Origin of the sequence: Aquiflexum sp. TKW24L, from assembly GCF_023502205.1 — a bacterium.
In the GTDB taxonomy this organism is placed as follows: domain Bacteria; phylum Bacteroidota; class Bacteroidia; order Cytophagales; family Cyclobacteriaceae; genus Cognataquiflexum.
Genome location: NZ_JAMFLG010000031.1, coordinates 12,788 through 26,577, shown reverse-complemented (window position 1 = coordinate 26,577; position 13,790 = coordinate 12,788). Strand labels below are relative to the sequence as shown.

Here is a 13,790-nt window from a genome sequence, read left to right as displayed (position 1 = left end):
AATCCCAAGAGTCAGCAACTTGGGATTTTTTTTGATTGATAACTCTATTCCAAATCGTTGAAAACTTCATTCAAGTCAAGTTTGAAGCCGGATATACATTTTGATTCCACAATATCGCCAACAGTAAAAAGTTTAGATGGGACATATTTTCCATCGATCAAAGTATAAATCAAAAGCGTCCATTCGTAGGGTAAAACAACCCAATATTCTTTTACGCCACTTTCTTCATAGACTTCATATTTGTCTCTGAGTTCTTTTGAATTGTTTCCCAAAGATAGAATCTCCACAATCAGGTCAGGGGCACCGATACATCCCAGGTCATCCAATTTGGATTTGTCACAAATCACTGAAATATCAGGCTGTACAACAGTGAATATATCTTCATTTCTTTTTGACTTGACAGGTAGCCGGACATCAAATGGAGCGGAAAAAACATCACAAGGATGATTTTCTAAATGTTTATATAATCTGAAAAAAATATTTCCTGAAATTTTTTGATGGATTCTGCGGGGAGCGGCAGCAGCAGATTTGAAGATTTTCCCTTTGATAAGCTCCACCATTTCATCCAACTCCCAGGTCAGATAGTCTGCATAGGAATATACCCCATATTCCGTATGAGGTTCTTCTACCTTGTTTAAAGCTTCGGATTTTGGTTCAGTGATTTTCATTAACCTAAAAGTATGAAAAAACTACTAGTTGAGGAAGTGGCCGAGCTTGTATTTTAACGGGGTGTAGGAATCTAACCGAGGTGGGTTTTTATTTCCATAAGTTTGGAAACAAATTGGCTACCAAACTTTCTTCTGCTACTTTTACTGTCAAATCAAACCTTGAATAAATGAAACCGATGAAATCCATTTTGGTACTATTTGTTTTTCTAATTCTACTTAACAGTCCCGTTTTTTCGCAAGAAAAGGATCAATATGTGATTATGATTTCCCTTGACGGTTTCAGACACGATTATGTCCAAAGGTTCAAACCTGAAAATCTTTCAAAATTTATAGAAAATGGAACAGCTGCTGAGGCACTGATTCCATCATTTCCCAGCAAAACTTTTCCAAACCACTATACAATTGCTACCGGACTGAAACCCGAAAATCACGGATTGGTGGACAACTCCTTCTATGAACCAGAAAAGGATATTGTGTATACCATGGGGAATAGGGATGTGATAGAAGATGGCTATTGGTATGGCGGAACACCGATATGGGTATTGGCCGAGCAAAACGGCATGAAGGCCGCAAGCTACTTTTTCGTTGGTTCGGAAGCACCGGTACAGGGAATACGACCAAGCTATTACTATAGCTATGATGGAGGAGTCTCTAATCTTACCAGGATTTCCAAGGTTTTTGAGTGGTTGCAGCTTCCTGAGGATGAAAGACCGCGGATGATAACGCTTTATTTTTCGGATATGGATGATATCGGGCATCGATATGGTCCTGATAATGACAAGGAAATCAGCGGAAGACTGGAAAAATTAGACCGGGAACTTGGAGCCTTATTTGAAGGATTGAAGAGTTTTGACCTTGACATCAACCTATTTATCGTGTCTGATCATGGGATGACCAATATTCCCAAAGGGAATCTGCTCAATCTGGATCAAATCACTGAGGGTATTGATGGAAGGGTTGTCAATAACGGCGCTTTGGCACATCTTCATTTAGAGAATACAGAAGAACTTGAAAAAGTTTACACAGAATTGACGGATAAGGCAAGTCATTACAAAGTAGTCCGCGTGGCTGACAAAGAGTATTATAAGAATATTGACAAGTATAGAAACCGCTTTGGTGACCTGATCATTATCCCCGACTTGGGGCATTACCTGACTACTTCAAAAGGAATGATTTCGTACCAAAATAGGGCAGCAATGTTCAAAACAGAAGTATATGGAGAGCATGGATTCAGTCCAGAGTATAAGGACATGCATGGGATATTTTATGCCAATGGACCCATGGTAAAGGATGGACTTTTGATCCCTTCATTCGAAAATATCCACGTTTACCCTATTTTGGCGACGATTTTGGGATTGCCCATTCCTGCAGGAATTGATGGAAAATTGGAGGTGTTAGAACCTGTTTTGAAAGGAAAAAATGAAGGAAATTGAGAACAGAGAAGACGTGTCGCTTTTGGTCAGGAGTTTTTATGCGCGGATCAGAAAGCACGATACCCTTGGCCCAATTTTCAACGAAGTTGTACAGGATTGGGAACCGCATCTCGAGAGATTGACGGATTTTTGGGAGATGATTTTGCTGCAGTCCGGGCCCGGTGCAGGTAAGTTCAGCCCGGTTCCTGTTCACAAAGAAGTAGATGTAAAAACCGGAAATACCATCACACAGGCACATTTTGGCAATTGGCTAGAACTTTGGTTTACGACCTTGGATACTTACTTTGAAGGAAAGCACGCCGATTATGCCAAAGAACATGCGAGAAACATGGCGCATATCCTGTTTTTTCGGATCATGGAGGCAAGAGGCATCAAGATGTGACTTTGATAAAAGTAAATTTTGCCCAATTCTCCCGATGCTTAATTTGGGGGTCTGAAAACCCAAAGCATTTTACTTGGGCAGACTGTTGGGTTAAGTTAATGTCTTTCCAATTGGTGTGACCAATGAAAACCTAATCCTGTGTCAGCCTTACAGCGAAATCATAGACTTGCCCAGGAATGATTACATCCGGTTCCCAGCTATTTCTCTGAAGATTTTTAAGCCATGATAATTCCTCCGAAGTATCCTCGGAATTTGTTGTTTCATTGATTTCCACTGAACAAACAGATTGGTTTTGAAAAATTTGGCAAACCTAAAAATAGTTAAAAAAAGGCAATATCAACCTCTTGTGATAATCACAATGGTTAGTGAATGCGAATAAAATGGATTGAGCGTAGAAGTGTGTCCTATACCGCTATCAGTTTAAAGTGGCAATCCATCTTCTCATGTCTTTGAAAGGAAATGGTCTTTCTCAGATGGTAGAAGGCTTCGAGTAGCATTGCATTCTCGATTTCTCCTGCATCTACAGGTTTGAATCCTACCCATTCGATGATTTTTTTGACACTTAGCTTTTCAGCGGAATCAGGCCCACAATAGTAGGTTTCTTTGACAAGACCCATAGGATCGGATTTGGGGTAATCAATTCCCAAATTGTTAAAAGCTTTGAAGAGTTTGTTTTGACCGATGCTTTTGTTGATCAGCGTTGTATTGCAGGAAAATTCCGCGGTATAAGCGCCGTTTGTACAGTCGATGATAATTTTGTTTTTTAAGTCAGAAACGGCAAGGCTGTTGCAGACTTTCGGTAGGTGCTCGTTTTCACAGCAGATCAATAGCACGTCAGACATCTCAATAGCTGTCTCGTAGCTGAATATTTTGTCGAGATACATGTTGAGAATTTTCCATTCGATCTCCTTTGTCACGAAATCTTCGCGCACTCCAAAAACCACCGTTTGGTTCATGGCGAGCATTTTGTTGCCAAGGGTGGAAGCAAGTTTAGTTCCTCCTAAAATTCCTATTTTCATATCTTTTAAAGTTGCTTGACTTTTGGGTGAAAAAGCCAATTGTTGGATGATTTGAAAGTGATTTCCTTCTGGTTAAATGCTTTGATGGGATCGGAAGGGATTGAAATATAGATAATTAGGTTTCTAACTCAAAATTATTTTTTTGAATAAATTTCAGTAAAAAAATGAAATGCAAATTAGTAATCACGACTGCCAATTAACAAAATGAGAAGGGCTTTTTGAGGGCAAAAAAATTTTTCAGTTTTTGGTGAAAGGCTCATTTTAATGAGAAAAATTTGCTCCAAAAATGTCATTTACATGGGTTTAAGCTTAGGAAAAGATTCGGTTTTTTCCCTATAATTAAGCCTTTTGGAAGTTTAGATTTTATAATTTTAAACCCGCGCAATCCTTAGCGAGTTATCGTTGGGGATAAATCTTAAACGTACTTTATGCAATTTTATAACCGCTACCTTCTTTTTACCTTTTTTGTAACTATATCTTTTTCTTGTTCTTTCAAGGCCGTGCAGAGGAGTAAGGAAATCACTTATATGGAAAAAGGATTTCTAGGAAATCTTCCCGAAAAACAATTGAATGTATTTGCCCCGAAAAATGCCGAAGGGAGCAATGCCGTAATGCTTTTCATCTATGGAGGAAGTTGGGACTCGGGTAATAAAGAGCTTTATAACTTTCTTGGCGCAAGATTGGCAAGGAAAGGAATAGTGGCAGTCATCATTGATTACCCACTCAGCCCGGATTATCAGGTGCATGACATGGCCAAAGCCGCTGCACAGGCAGTCAAATGGACAGCGCAGAATATCAAAACCTATGGAGGAAGTCCGGACAAGATTTACGTCTCAGGACATTCTGCGGGGGGACACTTGGCGAGTCTGATTTCTGTCCGCGATGAGTATTTTGACACCTTGGGAGTGGAGAATCCGATCAAGGGAACAATTCTGATAGATGCGGCGGGATTGGATATGTATTGGTTTTTGAAAGAAATGAATTATGCTCCGGGGACTCAATATCTTCGGGCATTTACTGACAACCCACGGGTTTGGAAAGATACCTCACCGATTTATTATTTGGACGAAAAAGATCCCCCTATGCTGATCATGATGGGAGGAAAGACCTTGCCGGGAATAGAAAAGACTACAGAAAGATTTTTGGAAGAATACAAAAAGATAAACCCTGAACCCAATTTTCATCTACAGAAAGGCAAAAAACACAAACCCATGATCGTGCAGTTTATCTACACCCCAAGCAAGGTTTACAAATGGATCGAAGATTTTATGGAGGAGAATTGATAGTGTAAAAGTTGTAAGTATGGTTACAACAATTTACTTTTTATGATTTTGTTGTTAGTATGATTACAATAAATACCCGATTTAGGGAAAGTTGTAAATACGATTTCAGGATTTGACCGGTTAAAGTCTCAGTATCCATCATGGGCAGGCTTGGATTTTCGCATCATAATGTACCGATTGTCTAATTGCTTGGTTTAGATTTCCTTTTTTCCGAGAAATCAAAACAGGGGTCGGGATAAAAGAAACCCAATATATTGGGACCAATCTAAAAGTGATGTTACTAGGTTTGGAATTAGAGGTAATTATTGGATAGATTTAGCCTGACAATATTCCAGTCAAACATCATTATGAGCTTAAAATATTCAAAGTGGCTGACATTGAACTATTTAGTATTTTTACTAGTAGGAGCTTTTTTACTTGATATTGGTAAAATTTCGAGGATGCCAATTTCAATGGGGATTACAGTTTTCATCATGATTTTTGCTTGGAAAGCTATTTCCGGATTCTTTTCTGAACAAGAAACACGTAAGGTTGATCTTCTTATCTATTGGGGCATCATGCTGCAGCTTTCTATTCAAGGAGCAGTACTGTTTCTCAAAACATTCAGGTACGAAATTGTAAATATTGGATTCCTTGTGTTTTTTGCTGTACTTTTTATCATTTACCGGTATAAGACAAAAAAGGAATTGGTTTTATTGAGCGTCTTGATAAGTATGGGTATGTGTACCTATTACATTAACTTCAAAAATTGATATTATTCTAGCAGAAGCTCCAATACCGAGAAGGCCTGAATCAATTCAGGCCTCCTTCTATTTGGCTGAACCAATGGTTCAAGTCTTCAGACTTGGACCGAAACATAACAGTCTTCAGACTGATTATTCAAAAAAAATCAACTAAATTACTGCAGTTAGTAATCTTTTTTCTATGAGTAGAAAATTTAAAATCAGAGACCAAGACAAACTTTATTTTGTAACCTTCACGGTGATTGAGTGGATTGATTTATTTACCCGCAGGGAGTACCGAGATATCTTTTTGGATTCACTTAGGTATTGTCAGGAATTCAAGGGCCTTGATCTATGTGCCTATTGAATAATGTTAAGTCAGGTCCACATGATTCTCGGCAGAAATGGAGAGCAACCACTTGAAGGATTAATGAGGGACATTAAAAAGTTTACTTCTGTAAAGATCCTTGAGGCTATAAAAGCAAGTTCGTTAGAAAGCAGAAAAGAGTTTTTGCTTTGATATTTTGGAAAGGCAGGAAGGGCAAACCCAAATAATACACACTTTCAAGTCTGGCGACAGCACAGTCATCCAATCGAGATGAACACAAATGAAAAAGTCAGCCGAAGCCTTCTCTATATCCACCAAAATCCTGTAGAAGCGGGAATTGTCCTTTCCCAAGAAGATTATTTGTATAGCAGCGCAGCCAATTAGGCGGGATCGAATGAGACTTTGATTGAGATGATATTGATTGAGTAAAGTTGAGGTAGTCTGAAGACTGCAATTTGATGATCCAAGTCTGGAGACTTGAACCAAGGATGGTAAGGATGTAGTCAGTCTGAAGACTGTGTTTTGATGGTCCAAGTCTGGAGACTTGAACCAGTCCCTCAATCCCCCGCATTCCAATATTCCATCCGCTCACAGCTGCTGACTTCGATGCTGTAGAAGTCAAATTCCTGCGTGACTTTGCCTTTGACTAGGTAGATGCCGCGGCCTTTGAAGGGATATTTTTTGACCACAGGAGGAAAATGAACCGTGTCAATCCAATCTCCTTCCCGATCGACAAAGGTGCCAAAGTTCATCACCTCTCCCTTGACCGTCCTTGTGTATTTGATCGTGACGAGGTAGCTGATGACTTGCACCGTTTTGCCCAGATGCAGTTTCATATCCTTTGCCCTGACGCTCGCCACAGACTGGTCTTTGACTAGCAGGAAGGGAGAATCCAGCGGAAATTCCAGGATTTCTATCTGATCGACGATCTCTTGCCGGATGTCGGCAGCCTCAAGCTCGGGAACCTGCAGTTCACGGAAACCTGATTTTTTGAACAGTTCGTTGCCGACGGCTACGGTTTTTCTTTTGTTCAGGATAAAATGCGCCTCCCAGAGCAGTTCCTGTTTGCTCTTGCCTGTAAACCTGAAGCAGGCAATACGGATCAGGATCAGCGCCTGCTCCAGGCTGATTTCTACCCTCGCAATAAAATCAGATAATCCCAGATAGGGTCCGTTGACGGCTCTTTCCCGTAGGATTTTTTCGACAGATGTCTTTTCGAGAAACTTCAGGTGGATAAATCCCAAGTAGACAGTCTTGCCTTTGATATTGGTCAGGTAGTCGCTCTCGTTGATGTGCGGTGCCTGTATGTCGGCGCCGCTCATGCGGAGCTCGTGGACATAAAACTCCGTATGGTAAAATCCCCCGAAGTTGTTGATCACCCCGACCATAAACTCCAGCGGAAAGTAGGCCTTGAGGTACAGGCTCTGATAGCTTTCCACTGCAAAGGATGCCGAGTGTCCTTTGGCAAAAGAATATCCGGCAAAACTCTCGATCTGATACCAAACCTCTGCGGTGATTTTGGGGTCACGGCCAAGCTTTTCGCAGTTGATAAAGAACTGGTCTTGTACCCGCTTGAATTCTTCCTTCGAACGGGATTTGCCACTCATGCCGCGACGCAGCACATCTGCCTCTGAGAGAGAAAGCTCCGCAAAGTAGTGTGCCACCTTGATCACATCTTCCTGATAGACCATGATGCCGTAAGTTTCGGGCATGATCTCCATCATTACCGGATGAGCGGTTTTGCGGCGCTCGGGGTCCACATGCCGCAGGATATATTCCCGCATCATACCCGACCGTGCCACCCCCGGACGGATGATGGAACTGGCTGCCACGAGCTCAAGATATTCGTCGGCTTTCATCTTGGCGAGTAGCATGCGCATGGCGGGTGACTCGACATAAAATGCCCCGATGGTATGCCCATCCCGGAGGTGTTCCTTGATCTTGGGATCTTTCTTGAATTTTTCTACCTGACGGATATCGACCTTGACGCCCTGATTTTGTTCGATGATCTGGATGGCGCTTTTGATATGGCCGAGACCCCGCTGACTCAGGATGTCAAATTTATACAGTCCGATGTCTTCAGCCACATGCATGTCAATATGTGCTAAGGGAAATCCCTTTGGCGGCATTTCTGTCGCGGTGTAATAATGTATCGGTTTGTGGGAAATCAAGATTCCGCAGGCATGGATCGTCAGGTGAGAAGGCATGCCGTGGAGGACCTGACTGTATTTGATAATCAGCTTCCCATATTGGTCAGGGACATAGTCGGGCTTACCGGCATAATAGATCAGCGATTCGATTTCTGTTTTGGGCAGGCCAAAGACTTTTCCGAGTTCGCGCAGCATGGAGTTGGACTGGAATGTACTGTACGAACCCAGCAAGGCGACATGCTCTTGATTTCCTTGGTTGTATTTCTCAAAAATATACGCGGTCACCTCGTCCCGGTCTGTCCAACTGAAGTCGATGTCAAAATCCGGCGGGTTTTCACGGTACAGGTTGATGAACCTCTCGAAGTACAGGTCCAACTCGATCGGGTCCACATCGGTGATGTAGAGACAGTAAGCGACGATGCTGTTGGCGCCGCTGCCCCGTCCGACATGGTAATAGCCTTTGCTGTGGGCAAAGTTGACGATGTCATAATTGATCAGAAAGTAGGAGACAAATCCCTTTTGCTGGATGAGTTCGAGTTCTTTTTCGATCCGCTTGCTGATCTCGGCAGTGAGGTCTGCATAGCGCATGAGGGCACCTTTGAAGGTTTCCTGCCTGAGGTAGTCGTAATCTTCCCAGTCTGAACCGAGGATATCCCTTCTGTTTTTGACAGCTTGGAAGTAAAAGGAAAACTGACAGGCTTCCAGCAGTTTCTGGGCATTATACAGCAGGTAGCTGTGCCCTTCACAGCGGGCGACCATGTCGGCATAGCTGTAGAGCATGTCGCAGATTTCGCCCTGTTCTTCGGTTTCCAGTTTGCTGAGCAAGGTATTGCCATCGATCGCCCGGAGGAGGCGGTGGGCGTTGAATTCCAGCTTGGAGCTGAATGTCGCCGGCTGTAGCAGGATGAGTTTGTCCTTGTACCTAAACCATGGCGACTTCACGATCTTGTTGAGTTGGTAGGGATGGATTCCGACAAACTCATTTTCCCGCAGGGCAAAAAACTTTGCGGGTAGGGGATATACTATAAAGCTATGCGCAAAAGCCGGAGCCTTTGCTTCAAAGGGAATGCCCTTGATGCGGTGGTGGGAGAGGTGTTTGTTGAGTTCGAAGAAGCCCTCTTGGTTTTTGGCAAGGCCGATGTATTGTTGCTTCACACCGTTTCGGAAGTCGATGCCGATGACGGGATGGATGCCTTTTTTCTGTGCTTCACGGATAAAGGGAAACACGCCGGCGGTGGAATTGATGTCGGTGAGGGCGAGAGAGTCGAGTTTTTTGCCCTTCGCTTCAGCGATCAGTGCTTCCACGGACATCGTCCCGTATTTGAAGCTGTAAAAGGAATGGCAGTTGATAAACATTGAAATATACTTTATGAAATAGATAGAAATGTGCCTTTGGCGAAATAAATGGATATATGCTAAAGCGATATAAAATGGATATATGCCTTTGGCGATATAGGCTTTAGCAACCACCCATTTTTCTATTTTTTTAGCGTCTTTGCCTCAGTGCGTCAAGGCTAGGAATTTTTTAAAATGTTTATTTAATAAACATTTATGTGTTTATAATGTAAACAAAATAATCAAGGGCTGTCAAGCTTGTGTGGGAAATTGTCAATGAAAAAACAGAAAGCGGGAAATCATGCTAAAAAGGGATTATTTCTGAAAAGAGTTTTTGGAGGAATAAAAAGGAAAACTTAAGTTGTCAAACAGCTATTTAGTTATATTTTTGTCTCTCACAAAGAACATCATCATGAAAAACATCACCTCAACAATTTTCATTTTGCTTTTGATTTCGGCCACTTCATTTGCGCAGCAATTAGAAGAAAAGAGCAGCAACATGACATACAGGATAGGCACAGGGGTGCTGGTAGAAGGGAATGTAGGTATGTATGGTTTTAATGTCATCAATGAACTGAGCTTTAAAGTCCTTGATAGATTTTCGATTAACCCCAGTTTGACCTTTTATCATTCCATCATTAATGCAGATTTTAACTATACTTTCCCTGAAGATCGGGAACAGTTCGTCTCAGGTATTTTTACAGATGTAAGATTTCAATATGACATCATACGAACCAAAAAGGATTTCAGGGTAGGTTTGGCTTTTGGACCATCATTTCAATTTGGGGGCGAAGCCATACACCGCGGTTATCAGTTGAGCCCTGAGGAACCAAGGGTACAGGAAAGTTCAGGATTTATGGTTGAAAGCCACAGAAGATTGGGGTATGTATCCCAGGTGACATTTGATTGGAAACCTGCAAATCCAAACAGGAGAAATACGATCGGGGTGAGTATGTCCTCTTTTGACGGATATTGGCCATACTATCTCATGGTCAACTACAGGTTGGGGTTCAAATTGTAATTCCACCGATACATAAAAACTGAATCCCGGCATTTTGTCGGGTTTTTTGATTTTAACCAAAATGCCATTGAGTCAATCCAGAGGCATTATTTCAACAGGATTGGTTGCTTATTTTTTCGGTAAGGAATGTTCGTCGAATCGCTATAAAAACAAAAATCAAAAGGGAATAGGCGATAAAGAAAGGAACGATATAATTGACTAGACCAATGGAAAGCATCATTGCCATGACCAAAAGCTGGAACCCAAGGCCATACAATGAGACCATACTCATAAACCATTTGGGATACGTGATGATTTCGACTGCCTCTTTGTCCAATTCATGTATTGCTTTATCAAATGGCAGATACAAAACATTGAAGATCCTAAATAATAGGTTTACTGTTTTTTGGTTTTCCCCCGGGAAAGCAATAGGGATTTCATTTTCGAAGATACTGCTGGTAACATCCCCGCCGTCAGAATTGTGGCGCAGGATCACATAGTAATAATTATACAAAGTACCCTGAAACTGTAAACAAAGAAATGCAACCATAGTAGTCCAAATACTTGAATCTGAAACCGAGCAGATACTGAGCAGGAATAGCAGGTTCAGGATATTGTCAAAGATAGAATCAAGGTACCGACCTGTGTAAGAGGGGGTGTTTTTGATTCTTGACAATTCACCGTCTGCGGCATCGATGACGGATTTTAGGAGAAGGAAAAATCCCGCCACGATGAAAAAGCCATTCAGAATGCAGTAAATTGCCAATAATCCACTGATTCCAAAAAGGAAAGTGACCTGAACAGGAGTAATGCTGGTGTTTTTGAGTTGATTGGCAAATACTTTGGCCAAAGGCCTGCCGTAATCTGAGAAATCGAGGAATTTCTCCTCTTTGGAAAGTTTGGACATGAACAGGGGCAGCACAAAACAGAAAGACCTTGCAAATCCTTTCCGTCAGCCTGCTTTAATTAGTAGGATATAATATTGTAGAACCACCATTATCCATGTATTGTTGCGGATTATTTAAATAGAGTGATATGAAGTGCTTGCTATCAATAGGTTAAATAAATGTTTATATTCATTATTTCAATCTTAGTTTGGAATATCTGTTTCTTATGGAGAATTACATAGAATACTTAGACGACATCATTGCTTATGATATCAGGTGGAGCATCTACAAGACCATCCTAATCATTTTGATATTGTGGCTGATCAAAAAAGGATCGTTCAAAATTATTTCTCGGGGAAAGGATATTGAAATCAAAAAACAATTCCATACCCGCAAAACCATCGAATACATTCTTGTTTTTATTGGCTTGCTGCTTGTAGGCAATATCTGGATCACCAATTTCCAATCCATCACCACCTTTTTGGGTTTGTTGTCAGCGGGTATTGCCATCGCCCTCAAGGATATCTTTGTCAATATCGCAGGATGGATGTTTATCTATTGGCGGAAGCCTTTTGATGTTGGCGACAGGATTCAGATTGGGGAATTCAAAGGAGATGTCGTGGATTTAAGACTGTTCCAGTTCAGCTTGCTGGAAGTCGGTAACTGGGTAGATGGTGAGCAAAGCACCGGAAGGATAGTCCATGTGCCCAATGGGAAGGTATTTACAGATCCGCAAGCCAATTACAGTCAGGGCTTCGACTATATCTGGAACGAGCAAAATATTTTTATCGGGCTTGAATCTGATTATAAAAAAGCCACCCTTTTGCTGCGAGAAATCATGACAGAACTTCTTTCTCCCGATTTTAAAAGCATTGAATACGAATTGAGAAGAGCCCAAAAAGAACATTTCATTTCATTCAGCCAATATACGCCGACCGTTTATACCAAAATCCAGGAACGGGGCATCCAACTTTCTCTCCGGTACCTGTGCAAACCAAGGAAGAGAAGGGTTTTTGAACATCAGATCACCGAAGCAATCATCGACAGGTTCCGGGCAGAAAATGATATCCGTATCGTATATCCGATTACTTCGATTTATTTGGAAAAGGGGAGAAATGATACAGGGAATTGAATGTTACTTACCAAAGCCTGACTTCGGTCCTGCAAGGGAAGGAATGGAATTAGAATTGGATTAATTTGATTACGATTCCCAACCTGAACTCCAATTCGACATACAATCTACATTGCGGAGGACTTACCTTTTTTCAATAGGTATGTACAATACCTTCCTTTAAGGCTTCTTCATAATTTGCTTTATCAAACTGGTATAGGTAAGGCGAACGGTGTGGTCCAATGCTTCTTCTTTCATCCAGTTTTTTGATAAGTCCGAGTGTCAAAAGCTTTTTGGAAAAGTTTCTTTGATCCAATTCTTTTCCTAAAATGGTTTGGTAAAGTGAATGGATTTCGGGAATGGTAAATTTTTCAGGCAATAGGTTATAACCAATCGGTTGGTGATAAATCGCAAGCCTTAGCATTTTCAAAGCCATTTCTACTACTTCATTTTGATCAAACAAAAGGAATGGGACTTCATTCACATCACACCAATAAAAATCATTTGTAAAAAAATCTGTGGTAATATCCACTTTTGAATAATCGACTAAAGCGAAATACCCTATTGATAAGGTTCGTTGAAATAACCAATTGTCTTCCGAAGTTACCGCACCATATTTTTCACGGAATTCGGCCGGGCTTCTTTCCTGCGCCCTATATGGCGAATCTCCAAATACATGAAACTGCTGCAAGAACAAGTCGCTTAGCCGGGTTCTTTCTTTCAAAATCCTGTAGGCAGCATCCGTCAGTGGCTCCCGGCGTTTGATAAATCCACCCGGCAATCCCCATCCAATATGTCCTATCCATTTTAACAGTAAAATTTTGAGTTGTTGGTGGTGATATCCAAATATGACACTGTCAATTGATACATGAGGAAGGTAATCTTTATGACCATTGATTACAAAGTCTATTACTTCTTCTTGTGAGTTCATATACAAAGCTAAAAAATAATTGCGTAAATATTACAGAATAGAAATAACAATGTCATATCTTTATTTCCTAAAACTTACATTAAGACAATTTCTAACCAAAACCATTAAAATTATGAAAAATCTAAGCCTTATTATCGGCGGATTATTAATCTCACTTCTTTCACTCAATGCAAATGTATATGCGCAGTCTCCTGCTGATTATTTTGTTGGTAAGTGGAAGGTGGTTATTAAAGGAACTCCTAACGGAGATGCTAACATGATTTTAGTGCTTGAAAAGAAGGAAGATTCATTGACCGGAGTTGTGCAGGATGAGTCAGGAAATGAAATCACCAAAATCGATAAGGCAGAGTTAGGCGAAGACACTGCTACTTTTTATTTCAATGCAGAAGGTTACGATGTCACTTTAGAATTGACCAAAGCTGACGAAGACCATGTGACTGGAAACTTATTAGGGATGTTTGAAGCAGAAGGAGAACGTATTATTGCACCTAAACAATAATCAATAATGCGGATTGCATGATTGCAATCCGCCTATTTTCGC

At 41.1% G+C, this 13,790-nt stretch carries 14 protein-coding genes; 8 read left to right on the top strand and 6 right to left on the bottom strand.

The window, feature by feature from the left end:
• Positions 1–44 precede the first annotated feature (44 nt).
• The gene (locus tag M3O96_RS17060) at positions 45–668 is read right to left on the bottom strand and encodes a Uma2 family endonuclease (RefSeq protein ID WP_249722546.1); all 624 of its coding nucleotides are present in this window, start codon (positions 666–668) and stop codon (positions 45–47) included.
• Between the two features lie 167 nt (positions 669–835).
• Between M3O96_RS17060 and M3O96_RS17055 the strand changes: the two genes are divergently transcribed.
• Positions 836–2,101: an alkaline phosphatase family protein gene (locus M3O96_RS17055; RefSeq protein ID WP_249722544.1), complete on the top strand. Its 1,266-nt coding sequence runs from the start codon at positions 836–838 to the stop codon at positions 2,099–2,101.
• Positions 2,088–2,483, top strand: coding sequence for a group III truncated hemoglobin (locus tag M3O96_RS17050; RefSeq protein ID WP_249722542.1), 396 nt, complete (start codon positions 2,088–2,090; stop codon positions 2,481–2,483). The genes M3O96_RS17055 and M3O96_RS17050 overlap by 14 nt, the downstream gene beginning before the upstream one ends.
• Before the next feature lie 130 nt (positions 2,484–2,613).
• On the opposite strand, the gene M3O96_RS17045 is transcribed toward M3O96_RS17050, so the two are convergent.
• Together M3O96_RS17045 and M3O96_RS17040 are read right to left on the bottom strand one after the other, a co-directional pair.
• Positions 2,614–2,757, bottom strand: coding sequence for a hypothetical protein (locus M3O96_RS17045; protein ID WP_249722540.1), 144 nt, complete (start codon positions 2,755–2,757; stop codon positions 2,614–2,616).
• Between the two features lie 130 nt (positions 2,758–2,887).
• Positions 2,888–3,502 (bottom strand): NADPH-dependent F420 reductase, encoded by a 615-nt coding sequence (locus tag M3O96_RS17040; RefSeq protein ID WP_249722538.1) that lies wholly within the window; start codon positions 3,500–3,502, stop codon positions 2,888–2,890.
• Positions 3,503–4,029: 527 nt separating this feature from the next.
• Here M3O96_RS17040 and M3O96_RS17035 point away from each other — a divergent pair.
• The 3 genes from M3O96_RS17035 (at position 4,030) to M3O96_RS17025 (ending at position 5,874) form a co-directional block, all read left to right on the top strand.
• Positions 4,030–4,785 (top strand): alpha/beta hydrolase, encoded by a 756-nt coding sequence (locus M3O96_RS17035; RefSeq protein ID WP_249722536.1) that lies wholly within the window; start codon positions 4,030–4,032, stop codon positions 4,783–4,785.
• Positions 4,786–5,132: 347 nt separating this feature from the next.
• Positions 5,133–5,537, top strand: coding sequence for a hypothetical protein (locus tag M3O96_RS17030; protein ID WP_249722534.1), 405 nt, complete (start codon positions 5,133–5,135; stop codon positions 5,535–5,537).
• A gap of 172 nt (positions 5,538–5,709) precedes the next feature.
• On the top strand, positions 5,710–5,874 hold the full coding sequence (locus tag M3O96_RS17025) for a hypothetical protein (protein ID WP_249722533.1): 165 nt from the start codon (positions 5,710–5,712) through the stop codon (positions 5,872–5,874).
• Between the two features lie 518 nt (positions 5,875–6,392).
• On the opposite strand, the gene M3O96_RS17020 is transcribed toward M3O96_RS17025, so the two are convergent.
• Positions 6,393–9,341 (bottom strand): DNA polymerase III subunit alpha, encoded by a 2,949-nt coding sequence (locus M3O96_RS17020; RefSeq protein WP_249722567.1) that lies wholly within the window; start codon positions 9,339–9,341, stop codon positions 6,393–6,395.
• A gap of 391 nt (positions 9,342–9,732) precedes the next feature.
• On the opposite strand from M3O96_RS17020, the gene M3O96_RS17015 reads away from it, so the two are divergent.
• Positions 9,733–10,341 carry a hypothetical protein gene (locus tag M3O96_RS17015; RefSeq protein ID WP_249722532.1) on the top strand — a complete coding sequence of 203 codons (609 nt, stop codon included), beginning with the start codon at positions 9,733–9,735 and terminating at the stop codon, positions 10,339–10,341.
• Positions 10,342–10,432: 91 nt separating this feature from the next.
• Here the strand turns inward: M3O96_RS17015 and M3O96_RS17010 are convergent, their stop codons facing one another.
• Positions 10,433–11,227: a CDP-alcohol phosphatidyltransferase family protein gene (locus M3O96_RS17010; RefSeq protein ID WP_249722531.1), complete on the bottom strand. Its 795-nt coding sequence runs from the start codon at positions 11,225–11,227 to the stop codon at positions 10,433–10,435.
• 206 nt (positions 11,228–11,433) lie between these two features.
• Between M3O96_RS17010 and M3O96_RS17005 the strand changes: the two genes are divergently transcribed.
• Positions 11,434–12,339, top strand: coding sequence for a mechanosensitive ion channel family protein (locus M3O96_RS17005; RefSeq protein ID WP_249722530.1), 906 nt, complete (start codon positions 11,434–11,436; stop codon positions 12,337–12,339).
• 133 nt (positions 12,340–12,472) lie between these two features.
• On the opposite strand, the gene M3O96_RS17000 is transcribed toward M3O96_RS17005, so the two are convergent.
• A complete protein-coding gene (locus M3O96_RS17000) occupies positions 12,473–13,249 on the bottom strand; it encodes an NUDIX hydrolase (RefSeq protein WP_249722529.1) in 777 nt (258 codons plus the stop codon).
• A gap of 112 nt (positions 13,250–13,361) precedes the next feature.
• On the opposite strand from M3O96_RS17000, the gene M3O96_RS16995 reads away from it, so the two are divergent.
• Positions 13,362–13,748: a hypothetical protein gene (locus tag M3O96_RS16995; RefSeq protein ID WP_249722528.1), complete on the top strand. Its 387-nt coding sequence runs from the start codon at positions 13,362–13,364 to the stop codon at positions 13,746–13,748.
• Positions 13,749–13,790 lie beyond the last annotated feature (42 nt).